This window comes from Sphingobacteriales bacterium (assembly GCA_012517435.1).
Taxonomy (GTDB): domain Bacteria; phylum Bacteroidota; class Bacteroidia; order CAILMK01; family JAAYUY01; genus JAAYUY01.
The window spans coordinates 1-14,561 of record JAAYUY010000181.1; the positions used below are offsets into that span (position 1 = coordinate 1).

Genomic DNA, 14,561 nt, shown 5'->3' on the forward strand with positions numbered 1-14,561 from the left:
AAAAACGATCATGCAGCCGATTCGCAGGCTTTGCTTCACCTCAAAAAACATTATTGCGATCAAAAGAAATGTTTATCATGCTCCATCGGAACCAGCCTCATGCAGAGAGCATGAAAACTGAAGTATGACATTACAGGGATTAGCTGAAAATCTATTTCTCAAGAAACTTCTTATAACCGAGTTGCTGAAGCTCCTGTGATTTCTGATTGACTTTTGTTTCCTGATTCTTTTTAAATGAAATAAGTTTTTCAAGCAGTTTTTCATCCGATACAGCCAGGATCTGAACAGCCAGCAGCCCTGCATTTCTGGCACCATTGATCGCGACAGTGGCAACGGGAACTCCCGGAGGCATCATCACGGTGGAATAGAGTGAATCGACCCCATTGAGTGCACCGCCAGCCAAAGGTACGCCAATGACCGGCAAAGGGGTATGTGCAGCAATTGAACCGGCCAGATGAGCCGCCAGTCCGGCTCCTGCAATGATAACCTTTATTCCCTTCAGATGTGCGTTAGCCGAAAACTCCATGGCTCTTTGGGGTGTACGATGTGCCGATACAATATCAATCAGATACGGAATATCAAATTCTTCCATGACCCTGGCAGCTTCCTGCATCACTTTTAAATCGGAATCACTGCCCATCAGTATGGCAACTTGTGGATTTCTATCTATCATTTTATCAATAACTTATAATTAAACTGCGAATTGTTTTCCTCATCAATTAATCTCAGAAAATACACTCCTTCAGTCAGTCCCTTCACATCAATCATCTGCTGCTCTATCCTGCCCTGATGTTGTATTTTCCCCTGAATATCATAGATATAAAATCTGTAAATAGCATCCGGTTTTCCTGATATATACACTCTGTTACTTGCCGGATTCGGATAAATCAAAGGCTTTTCTGTTATTTGGGAAGTATGTTTAATATTCCCTATCGGATTTTCTGCAAAGACCGGCCTGATCATGAGTGCTCCGTACAAGGAAGAGGAAGGCTTCCATTGGTTGTTGACATAATAAAACACATTGGGATTGGGAACATTGGGGAAGGTATCTTCATTCAGCCGGTAATAATTCATATCAACCCCGATATTCATGTAAAACTCTGAGTTTTGTTCCCATCCGATATAGACAGAATTTTTGACCGAAAGAGCAGAATCAAACACAAATAAATGAAAATCATTAGGTTCATCAGCTGTAATGACCGGGACTCTTGCCTGATAACTGACCGGAACAGTATTGTAGTCGCCTTTATCCCAGACCAGAATATTAAAAGCAGTATTTCCTACATATTCCTTTGCCCGGTTAAAATAGATATAAACTCCTCTTAACGAGTCATTTGAGGATATAAATGGGGCAATTTTAAAGTAATTTGCCACTTTTGCATATTTTGTTCCTGAAATGCCATAACCCATCTCAGCAGAGCCGTCATCATAAGCGTAATAATTGACAAACTCATTGTAAGTAAAAACTTCATTGTTGGTTATCCTGTTGTCGGTCTGTTTATTTCTCAAAACCGATTTAAGCCTGACGGTATCGGCTGTAACAATGCTGCCAAGATTTAAACTGTCGGGTAAATTAAAAGCCACTGTCAGACTCGTGTCTTTCCGGTAAAATACTTTATCGGTTCCGGTAGCAAGTATCAGGCTGGTGTCGGCCATATCGTAAATATTCAGCCTGCCCATCAGATTCATGGGTTTATTCCAGAAATTATGAACATCGATTTTCATGGTCTGCCGGAGCATACTCTTATTCCCCTTAAAATGCATCCATGGCATCGAGGTATAGTTTTTCAGAATACTGACAGGTCTTTGGGTAATGGCCACATCTTTGTAAAAGGTATCGGCTCTGCTCCTGTTCCTGTTCAGATAAACATAGGTAACATGCCAATGGTCGAGGTTGCCGGAGAGATTTGCATAATTTTTAAACCTGAACTGAAAGGCATCATGATAGAAATTGGCAATGGTGTCTGTAATCTGTGAAGTATCAATTAAATAATGTTTTACCGGAACGATTACCTGACGAAAATCCTTACGGGGACTTCCTTTCACACTCCAAACCCTCACCCATGCATTTGAATCCCAAAGGGTTCCGTTCCAGTATCTGGAAGGTTTGAATTCAAGTACCAGAGAATCATAACTTTCAGGTTCATCGCCCAATCCTTTAGGCTGAAAAAAGAAGCTGAGATAAATGGAATCTGATTCACTGAATGGCGATAAATCAATATAGGTGCTGGTCAGCTTGTCGGCAATGTTGCCTTTTGAATTGGGAGCTACCGGATTGTAAGGGTTTCCGAATTCATTCAGTCCGTCAAATGTAGCCACATGATAAGTCGGTGAACGGTAAGCCAGCGTACTGTTAATAAACACAAACCTGTCGAGCCAGAGGCTATCGTTCGGATAGGGACTACTGCCTGAAAAATCGTCAAAGAAGGCTGTATTGATTAACCTGATGGTATCGGCTGAGCGTTTATTTCTGTACACATCAGGTTTTATTTTCTGCAAAACAACATTTTCGTTCAGCGGAGTTACCAACTCCTGAGAAAAAAGACTTACATGACCAAGCAGTAAAAAGAAGGATATTAACGAAATAACTTTTTTCATCATTAAATTGTTTGAAATTACTTTGGTTCAGGTTGAGGCAGTTTGTCCGGAGGCGAAAGCCAGATATCAACTGCATCTCCCTGAGGAAGCATAACGTCAGAAGGTTCAGGATATTGTTTATACACAACACAGACGGAAGTATCCTTCACAGGCTGGCTGAGAATCACTGCTCCTACATTCAACCCGATTCCGGAAAGGGCAAACACTGCTTCATCATAGGTCAGACCTCTCACGTCAATAACAGCTACTTTTTCGGAAGACAATCCATCTCCGAGTACCAGGTCAATTTTCGAACCTTTGCTGACATAATCTCCGGGATTTAAAATACGGCCATCTTTTTTTACCTTTAATACAAGGTTTTTCCCAATATCAGGCACATATTCAAGTTCGCCAAGCTTCAGTCCGTAACTCTGAAGAATACTGACTGCCTGCCGGAGTGTTACATCAATAATATCAGGGAGTTTTACCCGTGGAGGAGTATCGGAACATATTGTCAGGTATATTTTACGCTTTCTTTTAACTTTGCTGAAGGGTTTTGGGTTTTGTTCCACAACCGTAAAATAACGTGCATCCGGAACATACACTGAATCAATAACTTCATAGCGAAGGTTCTTTTCCTTGCATATTTTTTCAACCTCTTCAATGGTTGACCCCTTGAAATCAGGTACGCTAAGCGATTCACCATGATGGGTGTAAACCTTCAGAAACTTCAGCCCGGCAAATATCAAAACCGAAAAGACTATGATAAAAACCAACAGGTTCCGGAGAAAAATTTTGCTTTTGAGAAAGTCAATAATGAGCATTTATCGTATTTTTGCTGAAATTTATAAGCTGTTATCCGGACGCAAAATTAACAAAACCTAATCATTGGAATTAAGAATTATTTTAACTAATTATTGACTAATATGAAGATTGATAATCCAAGCCTTGAATTTCTGCATAACGAGCATACCCGATGGCTCGAAGAGATAAAATTCTGGAATAACGAAATCAGGTTTCTGAAAAAAATACTCTCAAATATTATCCAGAAAAACAAGGAAGAAAGCCTGAATACCAAAGCTACCAAATATTTAAACCACCTTGAACACAATTCACGTTTTCTCAGGGGAATTACCGAAACCATCCATGCACATGAATCATTCCTGAAACACACCTCAGAACTTAACCTGCCTCCGGTTGAGCCTGATGAGGATGATGAATCTTTCATCGCCTCTGAGGAAGATTTTGAGATCATGACCGATCATGACAAAACCCGTCAGCATCTGGCTGATTTCAGAAAAAGATATCAGAGGTTAAAAAACAAGATTTATTCTCTTCACGAAAAATTCAACAAAAACAGCTGATTAACCTTTCATCAGAATAATTCTCTTTCATCATACTCTCCGGCCGGGCAATTTTTAAGTATAGGAGATTTCATCTAAATTTGAATAAAATTTAAACCATGCCGAAAAAAGTAAATACCCTGAAAAAGGTTCCGTCTGGAAAAGCTGTGGCTGAAAAAAAAGCGGAAACAAAAACTTTATCTGCTTACATAGAAAACGCATCCATTTCATGGATCATTGCCGGTTTATATTTTTTTATTATGTTGATAATCAGTTTCTCACAACATAAAATCGGTGATTATGGCATTGAAACTGATTTTTTCTGGTCGTATGTGCCGCAAGCCGATAAATTCCTGCATGGCAGCATTGAAATTGATAAATACAGAGGGCCTTTATACCCTATCGTTCTGGGCATTTTCAAGCTTTTTACCGGAAATTATTTTTCGGCAGGCATGCTGCTGGCTATACTCTCCGCTTCTCTTGTCCTCTTTTTTGTCCATCGTCTTTTGTATAATCTTTTCAATCCTCTTGTAGCACTGATTACCACCTGCCTCGTGGCTGTCAACACTACTTTTAACCTCTATACTTACAGTGCCGGCACTGATATGTTTTTCAACTGTCTTGTTTCTGCCGGTATTTTCTTCCTGCTTGCACATAAAGAATTCAAAATCAGCCACCTGATATTTGCTTCCCTTTTTGCCGGCCTGGCCTACCTGACCCGATACAATGGCATATTCCTCTTTCTGACCATTCTTGCCGGACTTCTGCTGATTAATATTTACCGCCTCGACCGGGGGAAAAGGCTTATCAACTCACTGATTTTCATTGTTATCTTCATTGCTGTCATTGCACCATGGGGTATTTATACACATCAGAAAAAAGGAAAAGCTTTCTGGAACCAGAACTACCAGAATGTAGCTTATGAATACCTTGCAAAAGACAAGATGGGTTGGGATGAATTCTGGTATAAGGGAAACCGTGAAAAATACACTTCTCTTACCCAGGTCATCTTTAAAGAGCCGAAAGCCTTTTTCAGCAAAGCGTTCAGCAATGCCTTCGAACATCTCAGCCGCGACTTGTCGAGCCTGATTGGCTGGCATATTTCCATCTTTTCACTTTTCGGGCTGCTGCTGTTGTTTACCAAACCTCCCGATAAACGCCAGTGGACTTATTATCTGGCCAATTTGCTCTTTTTCGGAGTATTGATTCTCGTCTTTTACAGCGAAAGGTTTTCTTTGTTTTTAATCCCGTTTTATACAGTTTTCGGAGTTAATGCCATTTTTACCGAAAATAAATACCTGAAAAAAGCCATCACCGGATCTGCTGTTCTGACTTATGGAATCGCTTTGCTGCTGATTATCTGGACTTTCACCAAAAGCTACCAGTACAACAGTGAAAATATCAATTCGGGAGACAAAAACCTTTTAAAACTCAGGGATGAATTCAGAAAAACAGAAAAAGTGGAAGGACAGGGAAAAAAGATCATGGCCCGTAAAGCACACATTGCTTATTACCTTGGCCTCGAAATGACCTGGGTGGACATGGTTCCCGACTATTACCAGCAGGTTGCAAAAATATGGAAAGCAGGCGTTGACTATGTATCTTACGGAATATGGGAAATGGGTAGAGGACTTAATTTCCTGAACGATCCTTCAAAACTTCCACCCGATTTCAAGCTGCTTGCCTATGTTTCTTCTGTCAACAAAGTCGTCATGCAGAAAAATGAAGATAAAAAAACATACAACATCAAGGTAGAAAAGCAGCCTCAGCCGGCCTTGCTTTACAAAGTGGTCATGGATGAACCGCGTAAGACCATCAAAAAAGCAGGAGAATGGCTTTCGGGACAGATAAAAAATCCACAGGACAGTATTAAAATTCTTTGTGCTTCCCCATACCTCCCCGCCTATTGCGGAGGAAAGTTTGAACAATTGCCCGATGCAGATATACAATACGTTTTGGATTATGCAAAAGCTAAAAATGCTGATTATATCTACCTCGGAGAAATCGAAGCTGCTGTCAGTCCCACTGCTTACCAGTCTTTCATGAGCAGGGAAAATGCCGGAAATATTGTAAAAGTGCTCGATCTTTCAAAGGAAAATTCGCCTGCTGTCTTGCTAAAAGTTAAATAAATGCAGCTTTTTCAGGCTGAAAAAACTGAGCTTTATGCAGAAGTAATATTGCCGCTGGCAGTCGGAAAGACATTTACCTATAGCATTCCGGAATCATTACAGCCACTTGTCCTCCCCGGCAAACGGGTGTGGGTACAATTCGGAAAATCAAAGATTTATACCGGAATCATAAAAAACATCAGCACCCGTAAACCTGATAATGTTGAGGTAAAACCCATCTTCGACATTCAGGATGAAAAACCGGTGGTAAACCCGGAGCAACTGCAGCTATGGGATTGGATGGCTTCCTACTATTGCTGCTTCCCGGGAGAAGTTATGTCGGTAGCCCTGCCTTCTTCCCTGAAACCTCAGAGTGAAAGTGTTTTATGTATTAACCCTGAATTTGAAGGCGATTTCAACCTTTTTAATGACAGGGAAATAATGCTCCTGAATGTTTTACAACAAAAGAAAAATGTTGAGGTACAGGAGCTAAAAAAAATCATTGGGATTAAAAATATTTCATCTGCTATCCGTCATCTGCAGGAAAGCGGGGCTGTATATTTCAGGGAAGAACTTACACAGGCTTATCAGCCTAAAAAAGAAATTATCTATCGTTTACACAAAGATTATCAATCAGTTAAAGCGCTTCAGCTTTTGTTTGATGAACTTGAAAAGGCACCCCGTCAACTGGATGTCATCCTGCATTTCAGGATGCTTCTGGGAAAATCCAGCTACGTCTTGCACAGCGAGCTGATGGCCAATAAACAACTCAGCCTGAATGCACTCACCGCTCTCGTTAAAAAAGGCATTCTGATCAAAGATTATCTTGATGTTGACAGAGTTATTTTTGAAAAAATCAAAGCTGAAACGTTCGAACTAAAAGATTTTCAGGAAGAAGCGCTAAACAGAATTGAGGAACTTTTCACTGAAAAGGAAACGGTATTGCTTCACGGAATAACCAGCAGCGGAAAAACTTATATTTACATCAAACTTATTGAAAAATACCTTAAATCCGGCAAACAGGTACTTTATCTTGTGCCCGAAATTTCATTGACAGCTCAGTTGATCCGTAAGCTGTACGCATATTTCGGTCCTGTCACCGGAATTTACCATTCCAAATACAACCCCTTTGAGCGTTACGAAACATGGCAAAAGGTTATATCAGGTGAATATCAGCTGATTGTAGGTGTACGCTCGGCTGTTTTTCTTCCGTTCAGCCATCTCGGACTGATTATCATCGATGAAGAACATGAAAACACCTTCAAACAACAAAGTCCTGCCCCACGCTACCATGCCCGCGATACTGCCCTGATGCTCTCGGGAATTTTTAAAGCCAAAACACTGTTGGGTTCAGCTACTCCGAGTCTTGAAAGCTTTTTTAATGCCCGGAACAATAAGTTTGGCTATGTCAAAATGGATAAGCGTTATTCTGAGGTACAACCTCCTGATATTCTTCTTCTTGACATGAAAGAAGCTTCCATCCGCAAACAACTGAAAGGACATCTTTCTCCTGTTTTACACGAAAATATACAAAAGACAGTTGAACAGGGCGATCAGGCCATTCTTTTTATCAACAGACGCGGCTTTGCACCTTTTATTCAATGTCAGCAATGTGGATGGGTAGTCAAATGCCGGCATTGCGATATCAGCCTGACTTATCACAAATCGAGTAAAAAACTCCGTTGCCATTACTGCGACTATCAGCAGGGAATACCGTCTTCCTGTGGTTTCTGCGGAGGAAATCAATTACTGATGAAGGGCTTTGGTACCGAAAAAATTGAAGATGATATTGCCATCCTGTTCCCCGGTTCCCAGACCCTGCGTATGGATATCGACAGTACCCGTAACCGTAAATCTTTTGAAAAAATCATCCATGCTTTCGAAAAGGGTGAAGCTTCCATTCTCATTGGGACTCAAATGGTTACCAAAGGACTTGATTTCGAAAAAGTCAAACTGGTTGGCATCCTGAATGCGGATCAAATGCTCAGCTATCCCGATTTCAGGGCTGAAGAGCGGTCGGTTCAGCTGATGATGCAGGTGAGCGGTCGTGCCGGAAGAAGAGATGACAGGGGAAAAGTCTATATTCAGACTTTCAACCCCAATCACCCTGTTTTTCAATATATTATCTCCAACGACTATGATGGTTTCTGCCTGTCACAATTTCAGGAAAGAAACAATTTCAGGTATCCACCTTTTTATCGCCTGATTCAGCTGACACTCAAATCGAAAGACCTGAATCTGTTGATAAAAGGCAGCGAGGTATATGCCAACCGTTTAAAACGGTTTTTCGGGGAAAGGCTGAACGGGCCTGTGTCTCCCCCTGTGATGAAAATACGCAATGAATTCATATTCAATATCCTGTTAAAACTGGAAAAAAACCCGGCTTTTCTGCAAAAAGCAAAAAAAACTATTCTCGAAGAAACCGGTAAATTCAACCTCGATCCTGATTACCGTAAAATAAGATGTATTATCGATGTGGATCCGATCTGAGGTATGGCTAATAACCGCATAGTGGAGTTAAATTTATTGTCTGCCAGGGTGAAACATTTATTTCACCCCTTCGGGCTTTGTGCGTGGATTGTCGATTTTATAACAGTTATGTCAGCCCTTAGGGCTTTACAAGAGCTAAACATGACAGAGGTCGCTGCCGTATGACTCTGCCTTATGCTTAAAAATAAGATGCCGGCAACTTTCAGAAACATAGCATTGATAATTAATAAGATTTCAAAACATCATAAGCCCGCAGAGCTGACATTATCAGCATTTTCACCAAATCCTTTGAATAATCCGACCAATTCCGGATTTTGAAGTTTTCATTAATAAAATGTTACTGTTCAGCTGCCAATTGTTATTGTTACCGCAAATAAACGCAGATTAGACCGCTGATCTTCGCGAAAATTAGCGTTTCATTTGCGAGAATTAGCGGTTTATTTCTTTTTAGGAAAATATAAATTATTGATATTAAACAAAATGGGCTATCTGAACAGTAACAATAAAATTATTATGAAAGAATTACATCTAAGCGAAAAAAAACTTACGAAACCGGTAACTTCGTATTTTTTCTAAAAGAAGCCCGAAGGGCTGATATTGTCAAAGAAAATATCATTTAACGGATAAACCCCGAAGGGGTGGCATTATCGTAAAAAAAATCAATCAACGATTAAACCCCGAAGGGGTGACATTATCGTAGAAAAAATCAATCAACGGATAAACCCCGAAGGGGTGGCATTATCGTAGAAAAAATCAATCAGCGGATAAACCCCGAAGGGGTGACATTATCAGCATTCTCACCAAAATAAAAGAATTATATCAATATTGACCGGATTTATAGTTTCATCAACCGATTGGCCAATCAAAGAAACGTTTTCTCTTTTTCGTGAAAATAAATAATGTAAGCCCTTATTTTTGCCTTTTTAAAAATTTATGGAACTAAAATACTACGACAATAATTTTGCAGTTACCATCCCCATGGCCAATGAGGAAGCCGACTTTGAACCATTTATCACTTCCCTCCGTGAGGTTTTTGATAAACTGGGTACAGGAACTGCCTATCTGATCGTGGACAAAGTGTCGAAAGACCGCACGCTGGAGCTTTGCCGGAAACTTGAGCAGGAAGACCCGCGTTTTGTAACCATCTGGGCTCCCGAAAACCGCAATGTGGTGGATGCATATCTGCGCGGATTAAAAGAAGCTTACCTGAAAGGTCATGACATTATCATCGAAATGGATGCCGGTCTTTCTCACGACCCGCGTGCCATCATCATGTTTATCAGGGTGTTAAATGAAGGAAATGAATGTGCTTTCGGCAGTCGTTTTATCAACGGAGGCTCTATGGTGGATTCTCCTCTTTTCAGGCGTTTGCTGTCAAAAAACGGTACACGCCTGACCAACCTGCTTCTTGGCACCAAAATGTATGATATGACTTCCGGATTTCAGGGATTTCACCGTTCAGTCGTTGAAAAAATCATACAATATCCTTTCAGGTCAAAAGCACATTATTATCAGACAGAAATGCGTTATTTACTCAGAAAAAAAAGATACCGCGAAATTCCTATCCATTACAGGGCACCTTCCAGAAGTGTTTCCCACAAAGCCATCTTTAATGCCCTTTCTGTCTTGTTTTACTATTTTATTAAACGAATTACATTCAAAGCAGTATCGCTCTGACCACTTTCATGAAAAAAATTATTGTTACAGGGGCTTCCGGCCATCTCGGCTTTCATGTGGCTAAAGTTTTACTGCAAAAAAATTATCCTATTACCTGCCTTGCCCGTCAGGAAAATATCAACCTGCTGAAGCTGAAGAAACTGGGAGCCAATATCCACTACTGTAACCTGTTTGATAAAGACACCTATCAGCATCTGTTGACTGAAGCTGAGGCTGTTTTCCATCTGGCTGCCGAAAATACTACTTCCGGTTCAAGCCCCGAAATAACCTTCAACAATACCTACGGTCTTGCCAAAGCAGTCATTGATGCCTGTATTTCTGCACATGTCAAAACTATTGTTTACACCAGTTCCGTGGTGGTTTTGGGACGCAGTTCTTCCAAATCAAGGCTAATCAATGAAAACGACCGAACTGCTTTCATCGAAAGTCCCTATGTCAGAGGAAAAGTTGAAGCAGAGAAATATATTGAACAAATTATTCAGAATCAGGAAGTTGACATCAGAAGACTTTATCCGGCCTGGATTGTAGGAAAAGACGATCCAAAATCTACTCCACCCCATACCATCATCCGAAACTATGTTGAAAAAGGACAGTTTTTCTATTTTAAAGGCGGTATATCTCTTTGTGAGGTGGAAGAAGTGGCCAAAGCACACGTCAGTGCCTATGAAAAGGGAGAAAAAAACGGAACTTATGTTTTGGGAGGCGACAACATCACATTTAAAACCTTTTATTCCATCCTGTCAGACTATACCCCTCATGCCAGGCCTTTTCTTTATATTCCGAAAGCAGTTATCGTTGCCGGGGCTTATGTCAGTAAGATTCTGCTGAAAATGTTCCGGATGCCGGCCATCATCGAACCCGGTTATGCCAGAAGTGTATTTGGCAATTACAGCTGGTACGACAGTACGAAAGCCATTACCCGCCTGAATTACCACATCATTCCTGCCCGTCAGATCCTCTCTGAAGCTGTTGAAGAAGCATATAAAAGAATTACGGGAACTTTGACACTTGGATTTCAGTACAAACCCTACGCAGATGACCATTCAGATGAACCTAAACTATTGATTACCGGTGTCCCGGGATGGTTGGGCAACCGCATGGTTGACATCATGATCAATGGCAACAGGAAAGGAAATTTTAAAACCAACCGCCCTGTCAGGTTGCTCGTAGAGCCAAGGTTTTCAGGCATGTTGAACCTCCCCGGTAATTTTGAAATTTTTTACGGGGATATCCGCAATCCGAAAGATGTGGAAGAAGCGGTCAGGGGAATCGAAACAGTCTTTCATCTGGCAGGCGCCATTTACCCAAAAAAAATAAAAACTCTGTATGAGGTTAATACCAAAGGCACTGAAAATCTGGTAAATGCCTGTATCCGCAATGGTGTCAGGAGGATCATCTACATGTCCACCGATTCCGTCTGCGGTCATGGAAACCGGAACAACAGGATTTTTGACGAATCTACTCCTGCCAAGCCATACAAACATTACGGAAGAAGTAAGTATCTCGCAGAAAAATATATCCTTGACCACACAAAACAGGGAAAAATTGACGGCACGTCATTAAGGGGCTTCTGGTTTTTCGGGCCTTTTGCCCCATCACGCCAGTTCAGTTTTTTCAAAATGTTTTTTCTGCCCCGTCAGCTTGTATTCGGAAACGGAAAAAATTTCAGAAGCATCTCCCACGTTGACGATATTGTTCAGGCTTTTTTCAAAGCAGAAAAGAATCAGGAAAGCATTGGAAAATGGTACTGGATATGCGGAAACGAAAACCAAATCACTATTGATGAATTTTTTGCAAAAATTTCGGATAAACTGGGAATTAAATACCGCCCGTTACATATTCCCGTCTGGATATGCAAGCTGTTTGAATTTGCCGACAGTATGCTTGGAAAGTTTGGCATACTTGTTTCCTCTCTGCATGCAGCCGGAAAGTTTTATTACGATATTGCCGGAAAAAATGACGCTGCAAAACGTGATTTTGACTTTTCGCCTGAAATAAGCATGGATGAAGCCATTGAAGAGTTGACAAAACAGCTGAAATGAGAAGAACAGAGCCTGAAGCCGGAAGAACCATCATCGACAGAAAACCGCACTGGTATGCCCTTTACACCCAGTCGAGGCATGAAAAAAAGGTTGCTGAAAAATTTCTTGAACAGGGTATCGAACATTATCTCCCCCTTCAGAAAGTACTTAAACTCTGGAGTGATCGTAAAAAATGGGTCGAAGAACCTGTTTTTAAATCTTATATTTTCGTTCATATCGGACTTAAGGATTATTACAGAGTCCTTCAAACCGAAGGAGTTGCCGGCTTTGTTCGTTTCGGGCTGTTTCCGGAAGTAATTCAGGACAAGATCATTGAAAATATCCGGCTGGTGCTTTCTTCAGATGAAAAATTTGAGATATCGGAAGAAAAATTTGAAGAAGGTGATGAAGTGCAGGTAATTTACGGTCCCTTAAGCGGAGTGTATGGCAGGCTTATTAAAGTTCAGGGACGACATAAACTCATTATCAATGTAGAAGTACTGAACCGTAGTATTATTGTCAATGTTGCCAAAAAACACGTCAAAAAGGTTTCTGCAGTCTGAAAGCAATTTATTATCAAGAGGTTAAATCCGCGAAGATTTATTTTTCGGAAGAATTGGTAAGCCATGACAGATACCGGCCAAAACTATTCAGAAATATCAAATTTACGGATCATAAACACCCATCCGTTTTTGCGATAAACTTCCTCCAGATTATACATCTCTGCAATTTCAGCTGCCTTATCCGATTTTGAAATAATGTAGAGTTTCTTCCTGACCGGAGTAAGTAAAACCTCATACTTGTTTTTTCCCTTGAAATCCTTATCTTCCTTAACTTTTCCATAAAAGTAAGGCAGGTAGCTTTTATGGCCCATCGTGATGATGTAAGGCTCGTTACCGCTGACTGATTTACTGAATTCCACCACAGCTCCCTGTGTATGTTTCTGAACCTGAGGCAATAAGACTATCCAGAACCACTGACTTATCAGTAAAACAACTGCTAAATTCAGATAAAACAGCTTCATTGAAAAAGGTTTATTGATCCATAGCCAGATGGTTGCAACAAATATTACCGCCAAAACAATGGTTGTAATGAGAATCTGATTGTTCCAGTCTGCTTCTGCCAATAGACATTCACGGATAAAAATATCGTCTGTCCAATCAATCAGCTGGCTTCTGAATTTCAATAAAATAATGGCTGACATCATCATTAAACCTGCCAGAACGGCAAATATTTTCGCTGTTACGCTCAGAAAAACAGGTAAAACCGATTTACTATGCCTGATATTTTCCATGCTTTCAGCAACGAGCCAGCTCAGGGGGAGGTAAGCAAGGGATGAATAATGAACAATTTTGGTTCTTACCAAAGTGAATACTATCAACACGGTCAGCAATAAAATTTTCATCAGCAGGCTAAAGTCTGAATCTTTTTCCTTTTTCTGACGAAATGAATAAAAAACAAGAATAGAAAGCGGGAACATCCCTGCAAAGACGACCAGCCAATGATAGAGAAAAAATCCTCCATGACCGGCATCCGCATTGGTCAGGAGTTCAATATTTCTCTGGAGAAAATCTTTCAGAAACAAGCCCTCATGATGACTGAACAAGAACCAGATGGCAGACGGCAACATACAGGCAGCCAGCCAGAAAAACGGCTGATAAATTTTGATTTTCTTATACTTACGTTGAAATAGTAAATAAACCACAACAGGCAGGACAATCAGCAACAGTCCGGCTGGTCCTTTGGTCATAACAGACAAACCGGCAGCAAGGCCACTTATTGCCCACTTATAAACCTTTCCTCTTTCATCATTTAATGCATAAAAAATGAAGAGAACAGAAATAAAATTCAGGAGATTGAACAGCGGGTCAATGATACCAAACCTGAAATAAAACTGAGGCAGAAAAGATCCCCCGAAGCAAAGCACCCAAAGCCATCCAAAGCTGTTTCCTTTCAGCTTTTTTCCTGCCAGAAACAACAGCGACAAGGTTAAAATGGCCATCAGAATATTGGGAAAACGAGCCGAAAACTCATTGATTCCAAAAGTTTTCATGGTAACGGCCTGCAACCAGAAAAACAAAGGTGGTTTTTCATGAAAAGGCTCATAATTGATCGTCATCTCCGACCAGTCGCCCCGAACAATCATTTCCCGTGAAATTTCTGCAAAGTTTGCCTCATCCCAGTCAAACAAAGCTATTTTCCCAGTAAAAGGAACAAACAGCAACAGAACCAATACAGTAATAATGATAATGTTTTTCAAATCCTGATTCTTTTTTCAGTCCAGAACTTAGATTCCAAAAATGAAGGTCTGTATATTTCAAACCACCAGTAAACCACTGAAGCGA

General features: G+C 40.6%; 10 protein-coding genes. 6 read left to right on the top strand and 4 right to left on the bottom strand.

The features are described 5' to 3' along the window. Nucleotides 1–151: 151 nt before the first annotated feature. The 3 genes from purE to GX437_10415 are packed head-to-tail and all read right to left on the bottom strand — an operon-like array spanning nt 152 to nt 3,401. Complete coding sequence (gene purE / locus GX437_10405; GenBank protein NLJ08070.1) at nt 152–673, bottom strand: 5-(carboxyamino)imidazole ribonucleotide mutase; 522 nt, start codon at nt 671–673, stop codon at nt 152–154. Next, nucleotides 670–2,601, bottom strand: a complete 1,932-nt coding sequence (locus GX437_10410) for a T9SS type A sorting domain-containing protein (protein NLJ08071.1) — start codon at nt 2,599–2,601, stop codon at nt 670–672. The genes purE and GX437_10410 overlap by 4 nt, the downstream gene beginning before the upstream one ends. A gap of 14 nt (nt 2,602–2,615) precedes the next feature. Further along, a complete protein-coding gene (locus tag GX437_10415) occupies nt 2,616–3,401 on the bottom strand; it encodes a PASTA domain-containing protein (protein ID NLJ08072.1) in 786 nt (261 codons plus the stop codon). Between the two features lie 102 nt (nt 3,402–3,503). Here GX437_10415 and GX437_10420 point away from each other — a divergent pair, with 102 nt between their 5' ends. From GX437_10420 to GX437_10445, 6 genes are all read left to right on the top strand, one after another. Next, nucleotides 3,504–3,941, top strand: coding sequence for a hypothetical protein (locus GX437_10420; protein ID NLJ08073.1), 438 nt, complete (start codon nt 3,504–3,506; stop codon nt 3,939–3,941). Nucleotides 3,942–4,039: 98 nt separating this feature from the next. Further along, nucleotides 4,040–6,049, top strand: coding sequence for a glycosyltransferase family 39 protein (locus GX437_10425; GenBank protein NLJ08074.1), 2,010 nt, complete (start codon nt 4,040–4,042; stop codon nt 6,047–6,049). After that, nucleotides 6,050–8,518, top strand: a complete 2,469-nt coding sequence (priA, locus tag GX437_10430) for a primosomal protein N' (protein NLJ08075.1) — start codon at nt 6,050–6,052, stop codon at nt 8,516–8,518. It abuts the gene before it with no gap. A 933-nt stretch (nt 8,519–9,451) separates the two neighbouring features. Continuing rightward, nucleotides 9,452–10,195, top strand: a complete 744-nt coding sequence (locus GX437_10435) for a glycosyltransferase (GenBank protein ID NLJ08076.1) — start codon at nt 9,452–9,454, stop codon at nt 10,193–10,195. 8 nt (nt 10,196–10,203) lie between these two features. Next, complete coding sequence (locus GX437_10440; GenBank protein ID NLJ08077.1) at nt 10,204–12,237, top strand: NAD-dependent epimerase/dehydratase family protein; 2,034 nt, start codon at nt 10,204–10,206, stop codon at nt 12,235–12,237. Between the two features lie 32 nt (nt 12,238–12,269). Then, nucleotides 12,270–12,779: a UpxY family transcription antiterminator gene (locus tag GX437_10445; protein ID NLJ08078.1), complete on the top strand. Its 510-nt coding sequence runs from the start codon at nt 12,270–12,272 to the stop codon at nt 12,777–12,779. Between the two features lie 83 nt (nt 12,780–12,862). Here the strand turns inward: GX437_10445 and GX437_10450 are convergent, their stop codons facing one another. Beyond that, entirely contained in the window at nt 12,863–14,476 is a 1,614-nt protein-coding gene (locus GX437_10450; GenBank protein NLJ08079.1) for a glycosyltransferase family 39 protein, read from the bottom strand. Between the last annotated feature and the right edge of the window lie 85 nt (nt 14,477–14,561).

Coding starts and splice junctions, on each gene's coding strand:
- purE (NLJ08070.1), bottom strand. CDS start 673: ATGATAGATAGAAATCCACAAGTTGCCATACTGATGGGCAGTGATTCC.
- GX437_10410 (NLJ08071.1), bottom strand. CDS start 2,601: ATGATGAAAAAAGTTATTTCGTTAATATCCTTCTTTTTACTGCTTGGT.
- GX437_10415 (NLJ08072.1), bottom strand. CDS start 3,401: ATGCTCATTATTGACTTTCTCAAAAGCAAAATTTTTCTCCGGAACCTG.
- GX437_10420 (NLJ08073.1), top strand. CDS start 3,504: ATGAAGATTGATAATCCAAGCCTTGAATTTCTGCATAACGAGCATACC.
- GX437_10425 (NLJ08074.1), top strand. CDS start 4,040: ATGCCGAAAAAAGTAAATACCCTGAAAAAGGTTCCGTCTGGAAAAGCT.
- priA (NLJ08075.1), top strand. CDS start 6,050: ATGCAGCTTTTTCAGGCTGAAAAAACTGAGCTTTATGCAGAAGTAATA.
- GX437_10435 (NLJ08076.1), top strand. CDS start 9,452: ATGGAACTAAAATACTACGACAATAATTTTGCAGTTACCATCCCCATG.
- GX437_10440 (NLJ08077.1), top strand. CDS start 10,204: ATGAAAAAAATTATTGTTACAGGGGCTTCCGGCCATCTCGGCTTTCAT.